This window comes from Sphingomonas canaveralia (assembly GCF_047238125.1).
Lineage (GTDB): Bacteria > Pseudomonadota > Alphaproteobacteria > Sphingomonadales > Sphingomonadaceae > JBDFMH01.
Map to the genome: position 1 here is coordinate 2495939 of NZ_JBDFMH010000001.1, position 17600 is coordinate 2513538.

Genomic DNA, 17600 nt, shown 5'->3' on the forward strand with positions numbered 1-17600 from the left:
CCCTGCGTCAAGCGCTACTTGCCGATTCGCATGACGGACATACTCGACATCGCCGACGTGGTGCGCCGCACCGGAGTCACCGCCCGCGCGCTTCGTTTCTACGAAGCGCGCGGGCTGATCCGGCCGCTGCGGACCGGATCGGGCCGCCGGCTCTACGGGCCGGGGGAGCTTGCGCGGCTGCACGAGATCCTCGCACTCAAGCGTGCGGGCCTCAAGCTGGCCGATATCGGCCCCTTGCTCGCGCGCCAGACGATCGATCTGGCGCGGCTGGTGGAGGCGGAGATGGCAGCGCTCGACGAGCGGGCCGCCGAGATCGACCAGGCCCGCGCGTTGCTGGCCGCGATCAAGACGCGGCTCGACCGCGGCGAGGCGATCGACAGCATGACGTTCTGCGACCTCATCAGCCAGGGAGACAGGCTCGTGGACCAGGACAAATGGCAGGCGGTAACCGCCAAATATTTCGATGCGGAGGCGCAGGCCGCCTGGGCAGCGACGATGCCCGACGGATTCGACCAGCAGGCCTATGCCGAGAAATGGAAGACGCTGTCCGCCCGGATCGCGGCGGCGCTGCCGCTCGATCCGACCGCCAGCGAGGCGCAGGCTTTCGTCGACGAATGGTTCGCGCTGCTCAAGCCATTCAGCCAGGTGGCGACGCCGGCGATGTGGAACGGCACCGTCAGGATGTACGACGACATGGCCAACTGGCCGGCGCAGCCCGAGATGGGGTTTGGGCCGGAGGTCTGGGGCTTCATTCGCGAAGCCACCCAGGCGCGGATCGCGGCCGGCGGCACGATCGACGGCCCGGCCTGGATGACGGGCGGGACGCGTTGAGCGCCGCCGTTCCGCGCCCGCCGGTGGCGATCATGCTCGCCGGGCTGGTGCTGGCGCTCGGCATCACGCAGCTCGGCCTGCCGGGCCTGATCGCACCGGGAGAAGGGATCGGCGCTCGGGTTGCGCGCGAGGCGATCTGGTTCGCGATCGGCGGTGCTGTGCTCCTCTGGGTCGTGCAGGTCGAACGTCTGCCGCTGGCATCGATCGGCTTGCGCCGCCCGACGGCTGGCACCTTCGGCTGGGCGGCGCTGGCGACGATCGCGCTGATCGCCAGCGTGATGCTCAGCTATGCGCTGATCCTGCCCGCGCTCGGGCTCGAGATGAACATGGGCATGACAAAGCGTATCGTCGACGTGCCCGTCTGGCTGATGATGCTGACCGCGCTGCGCGCCGGTATCGTCGAGGAAATCCTGTTCCGCGGCTATCCGATCGAGCGGATCGAGGCGTTGACCGGCAATCGCTGGCTGGCAGCGATCGTGCCGGGTGGGATCTTCATCCTCGCCCATCTCGGCAGCTGGGGGCCGGGGCAGCTGATCGTCGTGGCCTTTGGCGCGGTCATCCTGACCGCGCTCTATCTATGGCGCCGCGATCTGCCGTGCGTGATGATCGCGCATGCCGCTGCGGACCTGATCGGTTTCACCCTGGCGCGGCTGCAGAGCTGATCGATCAGGGCGCGGTGCCCGGCGGCTGCGCTTCGGCCAGGATCAGCGCGAACTTACCGTCCGGATCGGTCCATTCGCGGATCGGCGACCAGGCCCCGGCGCGCAGCAGCAGTCGGGCGGCATGCGGGCTATACTTGTGGCTGTTTTCGGTATGGATGGTTTCGTCGGCCGCCATCCCGAACCGCTGACCAGCTACCGTGAAGGAGACATCGCGAGTCGCTTCGAGGTGCATCTCGATCCGCGCATGGTCCTCGTTCCAGATCGCGCGGTGGCGGAACGCCTCGACCGGGATATCCCCGTCCAGCTCGCGGTTGATGCGGTGGAGCAGGTTGAGGTTGAAGGCGGCCGTCACGCCGGCGCTATCGTCATAGGCGCGCTCGAGCGTGGCGACATCCTTTACCCGATCCATCCCGATCAGCAGCATCGCGCCGATTCCCAGCGTCTCCACCATTGCCCGCAGCAGGTTGACCGCGGTGCGCGGCACCATGTTGCCGATTGTCGATCCGGGGAAGAAGCCCAGCTTCGGCAGATGGGCGACCGACGGGAACAGCGCCAGCGGCTCGGTGAAGTCCGCTTCCAGCGGCTCGATCCGAAGGCGGGGGAAGGCATCGGCCAGCGCCGCTGCGGATTCGCGGAGGAAATCGCCAGAAATGTCGATCGGCACATAGGCCGCGGGCTCGACCGCGGACAGGATATGCGGCGTCTTGGTCGACGAGCCCGATCCGAACTCGATAACCGCGCGGCCGGGGCCGACCGCCTTCGCGATCTCACCGGCATGCGCGGCCAGCAATGCGGTTTCGGTGCGGGTGGGATAATATTCGGGCAGCTCTGTGATCGCTTCGAACAGCTGCGATCCGGCATGATCGTAGAACCAGCGCGCCGGGATCGCGCGCGGCCGGGCGGCCAGGCCCGCCAGCACATCGGCCCGGAAGGCGGGATCGACCAGATCCGCCGGAGCCGCGACGTCGTTCAGCAACATGGATCAGACATCCCTTGCCAGGCGCACGCCGGTGAACTGCCAGCGCTGGTGCGGATAGAAGAAATTGCGATAGCTGGCGCGCGAATGGCCGCGTGGCGTGGCGCAGCTTGCACCTTTCAGCACCGCCTGCCCGCTCATGAACTTGCCATTATATTCGCCGACCGCGCCGGCGGCGGGGCGGAACCCCGGATAGGGGAGATAGGCTGATCCGGTCCATTCCCAAACATCACCGAACATCTGGCGCAGGCCATCGCCGGCGGGGGCGGCGCGCGGCCGCACCGGGCCGGCCTGATCGAGCTGGTTGCCCGATGCGCAATCGATGCCAGCGGCGGCGGCCTCCCATTCGACTTCGGTCGGCAGGCGTGCGCCGGCCCAGCGCGCGAACGCATCCGCCTCGTACAGGCTGACATGCGAGACCGGGGCCGCCGGGTGCAGCGGATGAAGGCCGTCGAGCGCGAAGCACAGCCAGCCGCCTTCGCCATCGCGCCGCCAGTGCAGGGGCGCCTCGATCGCCTCGCGCTTCACCCAAGCCCAGCCATCGGACAGCCAATGTTCGGCCGCGCGATAGCCGCCGTCATCGATGAAGGATTGCCATTCGGCATTGGTGATCGGCCGATCGGCGATCTGATGCGGCGCAAGCAACGCCTGATGGCGCGGCCCTTCGCAATCGAACGCGAAGCCATCGCCGCCATGGCCGATCCCAACGATGCCCTGCTGCCCGGTGATCCACCGGATCGGCGCGGCCATCGGCGCAGGCACGTTGCGCGGCAGATCCCAGATCGCAGGCGCGATCGGGTTCTGCGCGAACAGGTGCAGGATATCGGTCAACAGCAGTTCCTGATGCTGCTGTTCGTGATGGCAGCCAAGCGCCACCAGCGCAGCCGCGGCAGGTGAAAGCGCCGGCAGGGCATCCAGGATCGCAGCATCGACATGCGCCCGCCAAGCAATGATCTCGTCAAGCGCGGGGCGCGTGATCATGCCGCGGCGATCGCGGGCATGGCGCGCGCCTTCGGCTTCGTAATAGCTGTTGAACAGATAGGCGAAACGGTCGTCATAGGTACGATAGCCGGCCACATGATCGCGCAGCACGAACGTCTCGAAGAACCAGGTGACGTGCGCCAGGTGCCATTTGGCGGGGGAAGCGTCGGGCATCGACTGCACCGTCGCATCGGCGTCGCCCAGCGGCCCTGCAAGCGCGACCGTCAGATCGCGAACCGATCGAAAGCGATCGGCGAGACCGGCTTCGGGCATCGGATCCGCGCGATCCGGCTTCTGCTTGATCATCCCCACCCCCGCTGAACCCGGAACACGCCCATAAGTTGCGCCGTCAGCTGCCGCGTGTCGCCCCCGGAACCCAAAGAACGTCGCCTGATTGATCAAGATTAGCCAAACGACACAACACGAACAGATGATCTGACAGGCGGTTGAGATATTCGAGGGCGACGGGATTGAGCGGTGTCGCCGCGTGCGCCGCGACTGCCGCGCGCTCTGCCCGGCGCGTGATCGCCCGGGCCAGATGCAACGCCGCCGCAGCAGGATCGCCGCCCGGCAAGATGAACGAGCGCAACGGCTCCAACCGCTCGTTCATGGCATCGATCTCGCGTTCAAGCCGGGCGACCTGTTCGGGCAGCACCCGCAACGTCATCTCGGAAGGCGCGAAATCCTCGCCGGGCGTCGCGACATCGGCACCAAGATCGAATAGCTCGTTCTGGATTCGGCCGAGCATTGCGCGGACCGGTTCCGCCATCGGATGGGTCAGCGCCACGCCGATCGCGGAATTCGCTTCGTCGATGTCGCCAATCGCTTCCATCCGCGGATGAGCCTTCGACAGGCGCGATCCATCGACGAGGCCGGTCTCACCGGCATCGCCGGTGCGCGTGTAGATCTTCGTGAGCTTGACCACGGGCGCGGCCGCGCGACCGTCAGCCGGCGCGTGTCAGCAGCAGGAAGAACACGACCAGCACCACCGCCAGCGCCTGGAACTGGATGCGGCGCCACATCATCTTGTTCTGCTGCAGGCCGGACGTGCTGGGCCCGATGCCTTTCAGGTCCGCCTCGGTGGTTTTGAGGAAGATCACGATCCCGCGGATCAGCGAAACCAGCGCCGCGATCGCAGCGAGGACGATCAGGATCATGAGGAATGTGGACATGGGGCCGATATAGGCGCGCCGGGCGCCGTTGCAAAGCATCGCCGCTGACGAAGTTCGCCGCGCAGTGTGATCGGATCAATGCCCGTTGCGCGCAGCTCGGCCAGCGAGCGGGCCCTGTCCCGCTTGGCGAGCCGGCGGCCATCCGGACCGACCAGCAACGGATGATGATGATAAAGCGGCGTCGGCAGGCCGAGCATCGCCTGCAGCAGGCGGTGGACGTGTGTCGCCTCGAACAGATCGACCCCGCGCACCACGTTTGTCACGCCCTGCGCGGCATCGTCGATCACCACGGCCAGATGATAGGAGACGGGCGCATCCTTGCGCGCCAGCACGACATCACCCTGTGGCGCGGGATCGGCGGCTACCGGGCCCGCACTTGCATCGTGCCAGCGGAGCGGGCCGGCCGCCGTGATCGCCGCCGCCATGTCCAGCCGCCAGCAATGCGGCCTGGTGGGCGGCGGGTCGCGTGGCAGCGCGCGGCAGGTGCCGGGATAGACCGCGCCGGCAGGCCCGTGCGGCGCGGTGGCGCTGGCCGCGATCTCGGCCCGGGAGCAGACGCAGGGATAGACCAGCCCCGCCGCTTTCAGCCGATCGAGCGCGGCCTGGTAAAGGGGCAGGCGGTGCGACTGGCGTACCACCGGCCCATCCCAATCGATCCCCAGCCAGGCCAGATCGGCGAGAATGGCATTGACATGGTCTTCGCGGCATCGGCCGGGGTCGATATCCTCGATCCGCAGGTGGAACCGCCCGCCGGCGTCTCGCGCAAGATCATGCGCGCAAAGCGCCGAGAAGGCGTGTCCCAGATGCAGCGCACCGGTCGGACTGGGCGCGAACCGCGACACGATCATGGGGATAACCCGGCAAGCGGCGCTTGACCGCGAGTCGTGGCTCGTGCTGTCATGGTCGCGTCACGCTCCTCGGGCAGGAGCGCGAACTGTGGACGCGGCCGGGATGGCGACCGCGCCCCGCGTGCGACGGGACGGGCCGCCGGCTTTCCGAGACGTGTTCTCGAGGCGGGAGGCATTGGTCGTTCATGTATCACCCCGATATCCTTAGACACCCGGATAGTTGCCCCGCGCTGGTGCTCAACGCGGATTACACGCCGCTCAGCTATTATCCGCTCAGCCTGTGGCCCTGGCAGACCGCAGTGAAGGCGGTGTTCCTCGAACGGGTCGACATCGTCGACGAATATCAGCGCGAGGTGCACAGCCCCACTTTCCGGATGAAGCTGCCATCGGTGATCGCGCTCAGGCAATATGTGAAGCCGTCCGAACATCCGGCATTCACGCGGTTCAACCTGTTCCTGCGCGATCGTTTCGCCTGCCAATATTGCGGCGTCCAGCGCGAACTGACCTTCGATCATGTGATCCCGCGCGCGCAGGGCGGGCGTACCACATGGGAGAATGTCGCCACTGCCTGCGCGCCGTGCAACCTGAAGAAGGGCGGGCGCACGCCGAAGCAGGCTGGGATGGCGCTGCACCTGACGCCGATCCGTCCAACCAGCTGGCAGCTGCAGGAACATGGCCGCAGCTTCCCGCCGCACTATCTCCACCAGAGCTGGCGCGACTGGCTTTACTGGGACATCGAGCTGGAGGCGTGATCGTTCGAGGGTGCGAAGGCGATGCAGCGCGCGCCCCTCCTCCAACCCCGTTCGTGCTGAGCCTGTCGAAACACCGTCCTTCTTCGACCCGCAAGGACATCGTTAAGAACGGCCTCGCGACAGGCTCAGGGCAAACGGGTTTGGCGCAATGGCCTCAGGCGGAAGCGCCGCCCCACAGCAGCGCGTTCGGCCGGCGCAGCATGAAGCCGACCAGGCCGAAGCCGCCGATCATCAGCAGCCACGCGGCCGGTTCCGGCACCGCAGCCGCACCGGGCGACAGCTGGAAATCGCCGACGCCCGCGATCGTGGCGGTGTTGGCCGAGATCGATCCGGCCACCACGCCATCGCCGATCCGGCCGCCGTTCAGCGCGACCCGCGCGTTCGGCGCCAGCAGCGTGCCGGGCAGCTGCACGCCGTTCAGATCGAGCGACGTCGCCTCGTAGAAGTTCACCAGCACGCGATTGGCATCGACCAGGCCGTTCAGGTCCAGCACGAAGCTGCTGGTGATGCTCGTGCCGCCGATGTTGATGATCACCTGGCTCGTCGCGTCGCTGGTGCCGAGCAGGCGCAGCGTCTGGATCGAATAGAGATCGTCGCGGGTGAGCGTGAAGATCGAGGTTGCTCCCGCGGTCACGCCTTCGAGCCGGCCAATGCTGTTGTTCTGGAATTCGCTGAACGTGCCGGTGGGCGTGAGGCCCGCCAGCGTGGACGCGGTCGAGATCACGCCGGTGCTGCGCTGGACGAAGTTGATCGGATTGCCCTGGCTGGTGGTGCCGTTCGGGGTCTGCACCCGGTTGGGCAGGTAGCTCTCGCTGAGATTCTGGCCGCCATAGACCACGCTGCCATGCTGGATGGTGGCATAGTTGTAGGTCAGGTCGCCGCCGACGATCACGGTCGGCAGGTTGTTGTCGGCTGAGGTAAGCGCCGTGCCGATATTGTCCGACTGGTTGACCATGTTGCCGCCGACCGCGACGCGGCCGGCGATGTTGGCGCCGCCGAACGCGGTGTAGTTGCCCACGGTATAGACCGACATGTCGGTCAGCACCGCAGCCGAGGCGGGCGCGGCAGCGATCGCCGCTGCGGCGGCAAGAAGCATGGCAAGACTACGCATTGAGAACCCCCGTTAGGTCCGCAAGCCTTTACGCGAGCGTCATCGCCCTGTCAGCGATTGATCAGTCCCGTCCTGTCCCGCGATGGAACTCGGCGGACATATTCGGAAGCGACTTGGCCAAGACTAGCTCTTCAGCCGCCAGCCCGTCTTGAACACCCACGTCATCGCCGCCGCGCACAGCAGCAGGAAGCCGCCAGTGGCCGCGAGGCTGGTCGCCACCGGCACGTCGGCAACGTCATAGAAGCTCCAGCGGAAGGCGCTGACGAGATAGACGATCGGGTTGAACAGCGCGATCGTGGCCCAGGGCTGAGGCAGCATCGAGATGGCGTAGAAGGTGCCGCCCAGGAAGCCGAGCGGGTTCAGCACCAGCAGCGGCACCACCTGCAGCTGCTCGAAACTGTTGGCGATCAGCCCGAGGATGAAGCCGAACAGGCAGAAACTGACCGCGATCAGCAGCAGGAAGGCGATCATCCAGCCGGGATGCGCGATCGTGTAGGGCACGAACAGTCGCGCCACCGCCAGCGTGACCGCGCCCACCATCAGCGATTTGGTGGCGGCCGCGCCGATATAGCCAATCACCATTTCGAATGGAGACAGCGGGGCGGACAGCACCTCGCCGATCGTGCCGGCGAATTTGGGCAGGTAGATCGCGAAGGAGGCGTTCGACACGCTTTCCATCAGGATCGCCAGCAGCACCAGCCCCGGCACGATGAACGCGCCATAGGGAATGCCGTCGATCGGCTGCATCCGCGATCCGATCGCCGCACCGAACACGATGAAATAGAGCGAGGTCGAGATCACCGGCGTCGCCAGGCTCTGCGCCAGCGTGCGGAAGGTGCGCGCCATCTCGAACCGGTAGATCGCCTTCACGCCGTGCCAGTTCATGGCCGCTTCCCCACCAGATCGACGAAGATGTCCTCGAGGCTCGACCGCCGCGTTTCGATCGATTTCAGCTCGATGCCGGCGCGGTCGAGCGCGCGGATCACCTGTGCCGCGCTCGCCCCGCCATCGCCCTCGCCGCTGACATAGCTGATGCGGCTGCCGTCATCGGACAGTTCGAGCCCGGCCACGCCCAGATCGTCCGGCAATGCGGCCCGCGGCTCGGCCAGTTCCAGCCGCAGCGTCGTCTTGCCCAGGCTCGACATCAGCTTGACCTTGTCTTCCACCAGCACGATCCGGCCGCGATCGATCACCCCCACCCTGTCGGCCATTTCCTCGGCCTCCTCGATATAATGGGTGGTCAGGATGATGGTGGTGCCCTGTTCGCGCAGGCGGCGGACCAGCCCCCACATGTCGCGCCGCAGCTCGACATCGACGCCCGCAGTCGGCTCGTCGAGGAACAGGATCGACGGCTCGTGGCTCAGCGCCTTGGCGATCAGCACGCGCCGCTTCATGCCGCCGGACAGCGCCTTGATCTGCGTGTCGCGCTTGTCCCACAGCGACAGGTCACGCAGCACCTGTTCGATATGGCTGTCGTTCCGCGGCCGGCCGAACAAACCGCGGCTGAAGCTGACCGTGTTCCATACCGTTTCGAACAGGTCGGTCGCCAGTTCCTGCGGCACCAGCCCGATCACCGAACGCGCCTTGCGATAATCGCGCACGATATCGTGCCCGTCGGCGATGACCGTGCCTTCGCTCGGCGTGACGATGCCGCAGACGATCGAGATCAGCGTCGTCTTACCGGCACCGTTGGGCCCGAGCAGCGCGAAGATCTCGCCCCGGGCGATGTCCAGATCGACGCCGCGCAGCGCTTCGAACCCACCCTTGTACCGTTTGGCGAGCCCCCTGATCGACAATATCGCGTCCAAACCCCGGCCCCCTCGCTTGGCGTGGCCCCGCAGATAGGGTGCGGGAGGCCGCGGTGCCAGATGGGCGGTTGATCTCTCGGGCGCTGCGGCGCAGCATGACGTCATGAGCAAACCGCCCTCGATCGCGCAGAACCCCGATATCCGCTTTCTGGGCAAGCTGCTCGGCGATGTCATCCGCGCGCATGGTGGCGATGCGCTGTTCCGCCGGATCGAATATATCCGCTCCACCTCGGTCGATCGGCATCGCGGCATCGTGCAGGCCGATGCGATCGATCCCGGGCTGGATGCGCTGACGCTGGACGACACGCTGGCGTTCGTGCGCGGCTTCATGCTGTTCTCGATGCTCGCCAACCTGGCCGAAGACCGGCAGGGCATCGCCGCCGAGCCGGGCGCCGATCTTGCTTCCGCGCTGGCCACGCTGAAGGAGGAAGGCGTCGACCGCCAACGCGTGCTCGATCTGCTCGACCATGCGCTGATCGTGCCGGTGCTGACCGCGCACCCGACCGAAGTGCGTCGCAAGTCGATGATCGACCATCGCAATCGCATCGCCGAGCTGATGCTGCTGCGCGATGCTGGCGCGGCGGAGACACCGCAAGGCGATCTCGTCGAGCAGGCGATCCTGCGCCAGATTTCCCTCTTGTGGCAGACGCGGCCGCTGCGCCGCGAACGACTCTACGTGGCGGACGAGGCGGATACCGCGCTCGCCTATCTGCGCGACATCTTCCTGCCGGTACTGCCTGCGCTTTACGCGCGCTGGGAACGCGCGCTGGGCCACCGCCCGAAAAGCTTCCTGAAGGCGGGCAGCTGGATCGGCGGCGATCGCGACGGCAATCCCAACGTCAATGCCGACTCGCTGCGGCTGGCGCTGGCGCGGTCCTCGGCCGCGGTGATCGAGCATTATCTCGACAAGCTGCATCTGCTGGGGGCGGAACTGTCGATCTCGACCGAGCTGGCGGAAACCTCCGCCGCGGTCGAGACGCTGGCCGAGCACAGCCATGACGATTCGACCGCGCGTCGCGACGAGCCCTATCGCCGCGCGGTGACGGGCATCTATGCGCGGCTGGCGGCAAGCTATGCCCGCATCGTCGGGCGCGCGCCGCCGCGGCCCGCGCGGATCGAGGCGGAGCCCTATGCCGATCCCGCCGCCTTCCGCCACGATCTGGTCGAACTCGCGCATGCGCTGGCGGCAGGAGCCGGCGGGCTGGTGGCGTCGGGCGGGGCGCTGGGCCGGCTGATCCGGTCGGTCGAGACGTTCGGCTTCCATCTCGCCACGCTTGACCTGCGCCAGAATGCCGACGTGCACGAGCGCGTGGCGGCGGAACTGCTGAACGTGGCTGGCGTCGAGCCCGATTATCTCGCGCTGGACGAATCCGCCCGCGTCGCGCTGCTGCGGCGCGAACTGGCGAGCGGCCGGATGCTAGCGATCCCCTATGCCGATTATTCGGACGAGACCGCATCCGAACTGGCGATCGTCCGCGCGGCGGCGGACGCGCACAACCTCTACGGCCCACAGTGCATCACCACCTATCTGATCTCGAAGGCCGAAAGCGTGTCCGACATGCTGGAGGTGAACCTGCTGCTGAAGGAAGCCGGGCTCTACCGGCCGGGCGATCCGCCGCTGGCGGCGGTGATGGTGGCGCCCTTGTTCGAGACGATCGGCGACCTCGAAAATGCGCCGAAGGTGATGACCGACTGGTTCGCGCTGCCCGAGATCGCCGCGATCACCGCCGCGCGCGGCCATCAGGAAGTGATGGTCGGCTATTCGGACAGCAACAAGGATGGCGGCTATCTGACATCGGTGTGGAGCCTGCACCAGGCCGCGTTGGCGCTGGCGCCGGTGTTCGCCGATGCCGGTGCGGCGATGCAGCTGTTTCACGGCCGCGGCGGCGCGGTCGGGCGCGGCGGCGGATCCAGCTTCGCCGCGATCCGCGCGCAACCGCCGGGCACAGTGCAGGGCCGCATCCGGATCACCGAACAGGGCGAGGTGATTGCCGCCAAATTCGGCACGCGTGACAGTGCGATCGCCAATCTGGAAGCCACGGTTTCAGCCACCCTGCTCGCCAGCATCGAGGAAGGCGGCGTCGCCCGAGCCGACCTGGCCCGCTTCGGCGGCGCGATGGATCGGATCTCGGCCAGCGCCTTCGCAGCCTATCGCGATCTGGTCTACGGCACCGAAGGCTTCCGCACCTTCTTCCGCCAGATGACGCCGATCGCCGAGATCGCCGACCTCAAGATCGGATCGCGACCCGCCAGCCGCACAAAAAGCGACCGGATCGAGGATTTGCGCGCGATCCCCTGGGTGTTCAGCTGGGCGCAGGCGCGGGTCATGCTGCCCGGCTGGTACGGCGTGGGCCAGGCACTGGCCGGGTTCGACGATCCGGCGCTGCTGCGCGAGATGGTCGATGCCTGGCCGTTCCTGCGCGCGACGCTGGCCAACCTCGAAATGGTGCTCGCCAAATCCGACATGGGGATCGCCGCGCGCTATGCCACGCTGGTCGAGGACAAGGCGCTGGCCGATGCGATCTTCCCGCGTATCCGCGACGGCTGGGCGCAGACGCATGATTGCTTGCTGTCGATCACCCGCCAGACCCGCCTGCTGGAAAAGAGCCCCGCGCTGGAAGCCTCGATCCGGTTGCGGCTGCCCTATATCGAGCCGCTGAACCTGCTGCAGATCGAACTGCTGAAGCGCCACCGCGCCGGCGAGGACGATCCGCGCGTGCGCGAGGGCATCCAGCTGTCGATCAACGCAGTGGCGACGGCGCTCAGGAACAGCGGGTGAGGCCTCCCTTGCAAGGCGGGGAGCAGGTCGCGCTATAAGCCTGCGGTGCGCTACCTGCTCCATCATCTGATCGACGAGACCGCCGCTCGCACCCCGGACGCGACCGCGCTCGTCCACCGGGGCGTTGCCACCGCTTACGCGACGCTCGCCGCGCAGGTCGATGGGTTCGCGGGCGGGCTGATTGACATCACCGCGCGCGGCGACCGGATCGCAATCTGGGCGCCCAAATCGGTCGCGCATGTCGCCGCCGCCTTCGGTACGGCCAAGGCGGGGCGCGCGTTCGTGCCGATCAATCCGGTGCTGAAGCCCAATCAGGTGCGCCACATTCTCGACGATTGCGGCGTGGCGCTGCTGCTGACGACGCCCGAGCGGCTGGCACAGCTCGATCTGCCCGCCGGGCTGCGCACGCTGACGACCGATCCCGCCGCATGGGATCCGTTCCTCGTGCCCGGCCGCGCCATGCCCGAACAGACCGCCGAGGACATGGCGGCGATCTTCTACACATCAGGCAGCACCGGCCTGCCCAAGGGCGTGGTGCTGCCGCATCGATCGCTGGTGACCGGGGCGGCGGCGGTGGCGGACTATCAGCGGTTGACCGCGGACGACCGCATCCTGGCCGCGATGCCGCTCGCCTTCGATGCTGGCTTCTCGCAGCTGACGACGGCCTTTCACGCCGGCGCCTGCGCGGTGCTGCTCGACTATCTCACGCCGGCTGAGGCGGTGCGGATGCTGGCGAAGGAGAGGGTCACCGCGCTGACCGGGGTGCCGCCCTTCTTCGCGCAGATCGCCGCGGTCGACTGGCCGGCGGGCGCGGCGGATACGCTGCGCTTCTGGGCGACGACGGGGGGGCGGATGCCGGCTGCGCTGATCGATCGGTTGCGTGCGAAGATGCCGAACGCCGATCCGATCCTGATGTACGGCCTCACCGAAGCGTTCCGATCGACCTGGCTGCCGCCGGCCGAACTGGCCGCGAAGCCCGGCTCGGTCGGTCGCGCGATCCCGGGGCAAGAGATCATCATAATGCGCCCCGACGGCAGCCGCTGCGAACCGGGTGAGCCGGGCGAGCTCGTCCACCGCGGATCGACGGTCGCGCTCGGCTACTGGAACCGGCCGGGAGAGACGGCGGCGCGCTTCCGCGCGCTGCGGCATCCCGCGGGCGGGGTCACGCTGCCCGAGACAGTGGTGTTCTCGGGCGATCGCGCGCGGATGGATGCGGACGGCTATGTCTGGTTCGAGGGGCGCGCCGACGAGATGATCAAATCCTCCGGCTACCGGATCAGCCCGGTCGAGATCGAGGAGGCCGCATATGCGACCGGGCTCGCCACCGAAGCGGCCGCCTGGGGCGTGGCGGACGAGGCGCTTGGCCAGCGGGTGATGCTGGCGGTGCGGTCGGATCGGGATGCCGATGCCATCCTCGCCGCGCTGAAGCCGCTGCTGCCCGGCTTCATGATGCCGGCGGCGGTGCGGGTGAGCGCCGATCCGCTGGCGCGCAACCCCAACGGCAAGATCGATCGCCGCGCGGTGGCGGAAGCAGCGGAGCCGGCATGAGCATCGCGGACCGCTGGCCGCGCGATGCCGCCGGCAACCTGCTGGTAGGCGGCCTGCCGCTGGAAGATGCGGTCGCCCTCGCCGGCGGCACGCCCTGCTACCTCTATGATCGCGCCCGGCTGCAGGTGCGTGCTGAGGGGCTGCGGGCGCTGCTGCCGGACGGCGTGCAGCTGCATTATGCGATCAAGGCGAACCCCTATCCCCCGCTCGTCACCGCGATGGCGGGCTGGGTCGACGGGTTCGATGTCGCATCGGGCGGCGAGCTCGAGATTGCGCTGGCGGCAGGGATGGCCCCGGATCGGATTAGCTTCGCTGGGCCCGGCAAGTCGGCGGAGGAACTGGCGCGCGCCGCCGCCGCCGGCATCGTGATCAACCTGGAATCGCTACGCGAGGCGCGGCTGCTGGCCGGCACCGGTGCGGCAGTCGCGATCCGCGTGAACCCCGATTTCGAGTTGAAGGCATCGGGCATGCGGATGGCAGGCGGCGCCAAGCCGTTCGGCATCGACGAAGCGCTGCTGCCCGAGATGTACTCCGCGATCTCGGATGCCGGACTTAGGTTCGAGGGCTTCCATATCTACGCCGGATCGCAGTCGCTGAGGGCCGACGCGATCATCGAAGCGCAGACCGCGACCTACGAGGCGGCGCTGCGCTGGGCGAACGCGGCGGGGGTGCGGCCGCGACACATCAATATCGGCGGCGGCTTCGGCATCCCCTATGCCCCGCACGAAGCGCCGCTCGATCTGGAGCCGGTGCTGGCCAACCTCGAGGCGCTCGCCATCCGCGCCGCGCGGGATCTGCCCGGCACGGCGCTGGTGATCGAGCTTGGCCGCTGGCTTGTGGGCGAGGCGGGGCTGTATGTCGCCCGCGTGCGTGATCGCAAGGTCAGCCATGGCCAGACCTTTCTCGTCGTCGATGGCGGCATGCACCAGCATCTCGCCGCATCGGGCAATTTTGGGCAGAAGATCCGGCGAAACTATCCGGTCGCGGTGAACGGTGCGGAAGCGCGGCGCGAGATCGCCAGCATCGTCGGGCCGCTGTGCACGCCGCTGGATCTGCTGGCCGACCGTGCCGAACTGGCGATGGCGCAGGAAGGCGATCTGATCGCGATCTTCCAATCCGGCGCCTATGGCTACACCGCCTCCCCGCGCGCCTTCCTCGGCCATCCCGATCCCGGACAGGCGCTGGTCTAGCGATCCTCCCAATCGATATCGACCGCGACGCCAGCGCCGCCGCGCGGCGCATCGCAAGCGATCCGCACCGCATCGGCGCGCGCGCGATCGAGGATGGCGGCGGGCACGTCGGCGCGGTGATAGACGATATCGCAACCCGCCAGCAGCCGCGCCTGACGCAGCGTCAGATCGTCGGGATCGCCGGATCGCAGCAGGATGGTGGCGAGCCCTCCGCGCGACGACGCCGCGTCGCCTCGCAGCCAGCGATCGATCGCGCCGGCATCGGTCTCGCGCAGCGGATCGAGCGTGCCGCCGGGATCGAGCGCGGCATCGATCGCGCGGCGACGATCGGCGGCATCCGGCCAGCGCGCGCGGATCGCGGCGCGGGCAGCGTGGAGCCCGTCTGCCAGCCCGCCGAGCGTCGCCGGCAACAAGCTCTCGAGCCGTTGGCGCAGCGCCTTGGCCAGCCCGGCCGATGCGCCGCCGGTGCCGATCGCGATCAGCACGGGCGCGCGATCGACGATCGCCGGCAGCGTGAAATCGCACCAGGCGGGACGATCGACCGCGTTGATCAGGATGCCGCGCGCCTTCAGCCGGGCGACCGCGGCGGCAGCCTCGCCCTCATCCTCGATCGCGACGATGGCGAGCGCGGCGTCGGCATCCTCCCCCACGATGATGCCGCCTGCCCGCTCGATCAGCCGGCGCTTGGCGGCCGCGCTGTCGCCGTCCCCCAGTAGGATCACGGGCCGGCCGGACAGCCGCAGGAAGATGGGCAGGCTTTGCACGGTCAGCGCATCGCCTGCCGGGTCATGTCAGCGCCCGGCCACGAAATCGCGCAGCGCCGGGCCGATGTCGGGCCGCGCCAGCGCGACGGCCATGTTGGCCTTCACGAACCCCAGCTTGTCGCCGCAATCATGCCGCTCACCACCGAAGGTGACCGCGTGGAACGGCTGGCCGCCGATCATGTGCGCCATCGCGTCGGTCAGCTGGATCTCGCCGCCGGCGCCCTTCTCGTGCAGTTCCAGCTGGCGCATCACTTCGGGCTGCAGGATGTAGCGGCCGACGATCGCCAGCGTCGACGGCGCGACATCGGGCTTGGGCTTTTCGACCATGCCTTTGACCTCGGTCAGCGTGCCATCGGCCGCACCAGGCGTGACGATGCCATATTTGTCGGTCTGGTCGGGTGCCACCTGCTGCGCGCAGACGATGTTGCCGCCGACCCGCTGATAGGCGTCGATCATCTGGCGCAGGCAGCCTGGCCCGCCGGCTTGCGCCAGCATCAGATCATCGGGCAGCAGCACCGCGAACGGCTCGTCCCCCACGATGTGGCGCGCGCACCAGACGGCATGGCCCAGGCCCATCGGTTCCTGCTGGCGCACATAGGCGATGGTGCCCGGCGCATGGCGGGTGCCGTGTAGCGAATCGGTCGATTTGCCGCGCGAATTCATCGTCGATTCCAGCTCGAACGCGAAATCGAAATGATCCTCCAGCGCATGCTTGCCGCGGCCGGTGACGAAGATCAGCTGTTCGATGCCGGCGTCCAGCGCCTCTTCCACCGCATATTGGATCAGCGGGCGATCGACGATCGTCAGCATCTCCTTGGGCATCGCCTTGGTGGCGGGCAGGAAACGCGTGCCGAGCCCCGCGACGGGGAACACGGCCTTGCGAACGGGCTTCATCACTCACGCTCCTCGAACCAATCGGGAATTGCATCGGCGGCGATCAGCGCCGCGATCGGCTGCCTCTGGCGAACCACCGCCCATCTGTTAGCAGAGACAAGCACTTCCGGCGTCAACGGACGGCTATTGTAAGTGCTTGCCATAGTCGCGGCATAGGCGCCCGCCGTCATGAAGGCGACGAGATCGCCCGCGGCCACGTCGTCCATCTCGCGGTCGCTGGCGAAGGTATCGCCGCTTTCGCAGACCGGGCCGACGACATGCGCGGTGGTGCGCGCGCCGCTCGGCGTCACCCCGCGGATATCGTGCCAGGCATCGTAGAGGCTCGGGCGCAGCAGATCGTTCATCGCGGCATCCACGATCACGAACGGGCTGCCCGCCCCCGGCTTCACGCGCACCACTTCGGCCAGCAGGATGCCGGCATTGCCCACGATCACTCGGCCGGGCTCGAACATCAGCCGCACATCCCAGCCGGCGGTGGCCTGCGCCACCATCGCGCCATAATCGGCCGGCGTTGGCGGCGCGGGCAGCGCGGGATCGTAAGGCACGCCCAGCCCACCGCCGAGATCGGCGCGGCTGATGACATGGCCGGCAGCGCGCAGCTCCGCGATCAGCGCACCGATCCGCGCGAAGGCGGATGCCAGCGGCGCCAGATCGGTCAGCTGGCTGCCGATATGGACGGCCACACCAACCGGATCGAGGCCCGGCAGATCGCGCAGCCGCGCATAGGCATCGACCGCCGAGCTATAGGGGATGCCGAACTTGTTGTCGGCCTTGCCGGTCGAGATCTTGGCATGGGTGCCGGCATCGACATCGGGATTGATGCGATAGGCGACACTGGCAGTCACGCCGCGCGCGGCCGCGACGGCGGACAGCATCTCCGCTTCGGGCTCTGATTCCAGATTGAACTGGTATATGCCCTCATCCAGGGCGAGCGCCATTTCATCGGCGGTCTTGCCGACCCCCGAGAACACGATCTTGTCGGCCGGCACGCCCGCCGTGCGCGCGCGCATCAGCTCACCGCCGGAAACCACGTCGGCCCCCAGCCCCGCCCGCGCCAGCGTCGCCAGCACCGCGCGATTGGGATTGGCCTTAACCGCGAAAGCGATCAGCGGCGCCTTGCCATCCTGCTCCAGCCCGGCCAGCGCATCGCGGAACACGCGCACATGCCGCTCGATCGTGGCAGTCGAATAGACATAGACCGGCGTGCCGACGGCTTCGGCGATCAGCGGCAGGGCCACGTCCTCCGCATGCATCACGCCATCACGAAATTGGAAATGATCCATT

At 67.8% G+C, this 17600-nt stretch carries 17 protein-coding genes; 6 read left to right on the top strand and 11 right to left on the bottom strand.

Going from position 1 to position 17600, the window contains the following annotated elements:
- Positions 1-30 precede the first annotated feature (30 nt).
- The gene (locus ABC347_RS12455) at positions 31-831 is read left to right on the top strand and encodes a MerR family transcriptional regulator (protein WP_413246040.1); all 801 of its coding nucleotides are present in this window, start codon (positions 31-33) and stop codon (positions 829-831) included.
- A complete protein-coding gene (locus ABC347_RS12460) occupies positions 828-1493 on the top strand; it encodes a CPBP family intramembrane glutamic endopeptidase (protein WP_413246041.1) in 666 nt (221 codons plus the stop codon). Before ABC347_RS12455 ends, ABC347_RS12460 begins: the two co-directional genes overlap by 4 nt.
- Positions 1494-1497: 4 nt before the next feature.
- Here ABC347_RS12460 and egtD read toward each other — a convergent pair whose 3' ends face one another.
- From egtD to gluQRS, 5 genes are read right to left on the bottom strand one after another with little or no spacing between them, the layout of a single operon-like run.
- Positions 1498-2472, bottom strand: a complete 975-nt coding sequence (egtD, locus tag ABC347_RS12465) for an L-histidine N(alpha)-methyltransferase (protein WP_413246042.1) — start codon at positions 2470-2472, stop codon at positions 1498-1500.
- Positions 2473-2475: 3 nt separating this feature from the next.
- Positions 2476-3756: an ergothioneine biosynthesis protein EgtB gene (gene egtB, locus ABC347_RS12470; RefSeq protein WP_413246043.1), complete on the bottom strand. Its 1281-nt coding sequence runs from the start codon at positions 3754-3756 to the stop codon at positions 2476-2478.
- A 43-nt stretch (positions 3757-3799) separates the two neighbouring features.
- Positions 3800-4375 carry a cob(I)yrinic acid a,c-diamide adenosyltransferase gene (locus ABC347_RS12475; protein ID WP_413246044.1) on the bottom strand — a complete coding sequence of 192 codons (576 nt, stop codon included), beginning with the start codon at positions 4373-4375 and terminating at the stop codon, positions 3800-3802.
- 19 nt (positions 4376-4394) lie between these two features.
- Positions 4395-4622 (bottom strand): twin transmembrane helix small protein, encoded by a 228-nt coding sequence (locus ABC347_RS12480; protein ID WP_413246045.1) that lies wholly within the window; start codon positions 4620-4622, stop codon positions 4395-4397.
- Complete coding sequence (gene gluQRS, locus ABC347_RS12485) at positions 4604-5470, bottom strand: tRNA glutamyl-Q(34) synthetase GluQRS (protein ID WP_413246046.1); 867 nt, start codon at positions 5468-5470, stop codon at positions 4604-4606. The genes ABC347_RS12480 and gluQRS overlap by 19 nt, the downstream gene beginning before the upstream one ends.
- 185 nt (positions 5471-5655) lie before the next feature.
- On the opposite strand from gluQRS, the gene ABC347_RS12490 reads away from it, so the two are divergent.
- A complete protein-coding gene (locus tag ABC347_RS12490) occupies positions 5656-6222 on the top strand; it encodes an HNH endonuclease (RefSeq protein ID WP_413246047.1) in 567 nt (188 codons plus the stop codon).
- 154 nt (positions 6223-6376) lie between these two features.
- Here ABC347_RS12490 and ABC347_RS12495 read toward each other — a convergent pair whose 3' ends face one another.
- From ABC347_RS12495 to ABC347_RS12505, 3 genes are all read right to left on the bottom strand, one after another.
- The gene (locus tag ABC347_RS12495) at positions 6377-7333 is read right to left on the bottom strand and encodes a collagen-binding domain-containing protein (RefSeq protein WP_413246048.1); all 957 of its coding nucleotides are present in this window, start codon (positions 7331-7333) and stop codon (positions 6377-6379) included.
- A gap of 123 nt (positions 7334-7456) precedes the next feature.
- Positions 7457-8218 (bottom strand): ABC transporter permease, encoded by a 762-nt coding sequence (locus ABC347_RS12500; protein WP_413246049.1) that lies wholly within the window; start codon positions 8216-8218, stop codon positions 7457-7459.
- Positions 8215-9141 (bottom strand): ABC transporter ATP-binding protein, encoded by a 927-nt coding sequence (locus ABC347_RS12505; protein WP_413246050.1) that lies wholly within the window; start codon positions 9139-9141, stop codon positions 8215-8217. Before ABC347_RS12505 ends, ABC347_RS12500 begins: the two co-directional genes overlap by 4 nt.
- A 103-nt stretch (positions 9142-9244) precedes the next feature.
- On the opposite strand from ABC347_RS12505, the gene ppc reads away from it, so the two are divergent.
- The 3 genes from ppc to ABC347_RS12520 are packed head-to-tail and all read left to right on the top strand — an operon-like array spanning position 9245 to position 14658.
- Positions 9245-11920 (top strand): phosphoenolpyruvate carboxylase, encoded by a 2676-nt coding sequence (gene ppc, locus ABC347_RS12510; protein ID WP_413246051.1) that lies wholly within the window; start codon positions 9245-9247, stop codon positions 11918-11920.
- A 45-nt stretch (positions 11921-11965) separates the two neighbouring features.
- Entirely contained in the window at positions 11966-13468 is a 1503-nt protein-coding gene (locus ABC347_RS12515) for an acyl-CoA ligase (AMP-forming), exosortase A system-associated (RefSeq protein WP_413246052.1), read from the top strand.
- Positions 13465-14658, top strand: a complete 1194-nt coding sequence (locus ABC347_RS12520; protein WP_413246053.1) for a pyridoxal-dependent decarboxylase, exosortase A system-associated — start codon at positions 13465-13467, stop codon at positions 14656-14658. Before ABC347_RS12515 ends, ABC347_RS12520 begins: the two co-directional genes overlap by 4 nt.
- Here the strand turns inward: ABC347_RS12520 and ABC347_RS12525 are convergent.
- From ABC347_RS12525 to lysA, 3 genes are read right to left on the bottom strand one after another with little or no spacing between them, the layout of a single operon-like run.
- The gene (locus tag ABC347_RS12525) at positions 14655-15422 is read right to left on the bottom strand and encodes a precorrin-2 dehydrogenase/sirohydrochlorin ferrochelatase family protein (protein WP_413246054.1); all 768 of its coding nucleotides are present in this window, start codon (positions 15420-15422) and stop codon (positions 14655-14657) included. The two genes, ABC347_RS12520 and ABC347_RS12525, sit on opposite strands and share 4 nt — an antisense overlap.
- Before the next feature lie 27 nt (positions 15423-15449).
- Positions 15450-16316, bottom strand: a complete 867-nt coding sequence (gene galU / locus ABC347_RS12530) for a UTP--glucose-1-phosphate uridylyltransferase GalU (protein WP_413246055.1) — start codon at positions 16314-16316, stop codon at positions 15450-15452.
- The gene (lysA, locus tag ABC347_RS12535; protein WP_413246056.1) at positions 16316-17599 is read right to left on the bottom strand and encodes a diaminopimelate decarboxylase; all 1284 of its coding nucleotides are present in this window, start codon (positions 17597-17599) and stop codon (positions 16316-16318) included. The genes galU and lysA overlap by 1 nt, the downstream gene beginning before the upstream one ends.
- Position 17600: the final 1 nt, after the last annotated feature.

Excerpts from the sequence above, each read along its gene's own strand:
- ABC347_RS12455 (WP_413246040.1), top strand. The coding sequence starts at position 31 with ATGACGGACATACTCGACATCGCCGACGTGGTGCGCCGCACCGGAGTC.
- egtD (WP_413246042.1), bottom strand. The coding sequence starts at position 2,472 with ATGTTGCTGAACGACGTCGCGGCTCCGGCGGATCTGGTCGATCCCGCC.
- egtB (WP_413246043.1), bottom strand. The coding sequence starts at position 3,756 with ATGATCAAGCAGAAGCCGGATCGCGCGGATCCGATGCCCGAAGCCGGT.
- ABC347_RS12480 (WP_413246045.1), bottom strand. The coding sequence starts at position 4,622 with ATGTCCACATTCCTCATGATCCTGATCGTCCTCGCTGCGATCGCGGCG.
- gluQRS (WP_413246046.1), bottom strand. The coding sequence starts at position 5,470 with ATGATCGTGTCGCGGTTCGCGCCCAGTCCGACCGGTGCGCTGCATCTG.
- ABC347_RS12490 (WP_413246047.1), top strand. The coding sequence starts at position 5,656 with ATGTATCACCCCGATATCCTTAGACACCCGGATAGTTGCCCCGCGCTG.
- ABC347_RS12495 (WP_413246048.1), bottom strand. The coding sequence starts at position 7,333 with ATGCGTAGTCTTGCCATGCTTCTTGCCGCCGCAGCGGCGATCGCTGCC.
- ABC347_RS12500 (WP_413246049.1), bottom strand. The coding sequence starts at position 8,218 with ATGAACTGGCACGGCGTGAAGGCGATCTACCGGTTCGAGATGGCGCGC.
- ppc (WP_413246051.1), top strand. The coding sequence starts at position 9,245 with ATGAGCAAACCGCCCTCGATCGCGCAGAACCCCGATATCCGCTTTCTG.
- ABC347_RS12520 (WP_413246053.1), top strand. The coding sequence starts at position 13,465 with ATGAGCATCGCGGACCGCTGGCCGCGCGATGCCGCCGGCAACCTGCTG.
- galU (WP_413246055.1), bottom strand. The coding sequence starts at position 16,316 with ATGAAGCCCGTTCGCAAGGCCGTGTTCCCCGTCGCGGGGCTCGGCACG.
- lysA (WP_413246056.1), bottom strand. The coding sequence starts at position 17,599 with ATGGATCATTTCCAATTTCGTGATGGCGTGATGCATGCGGAGGACGTG.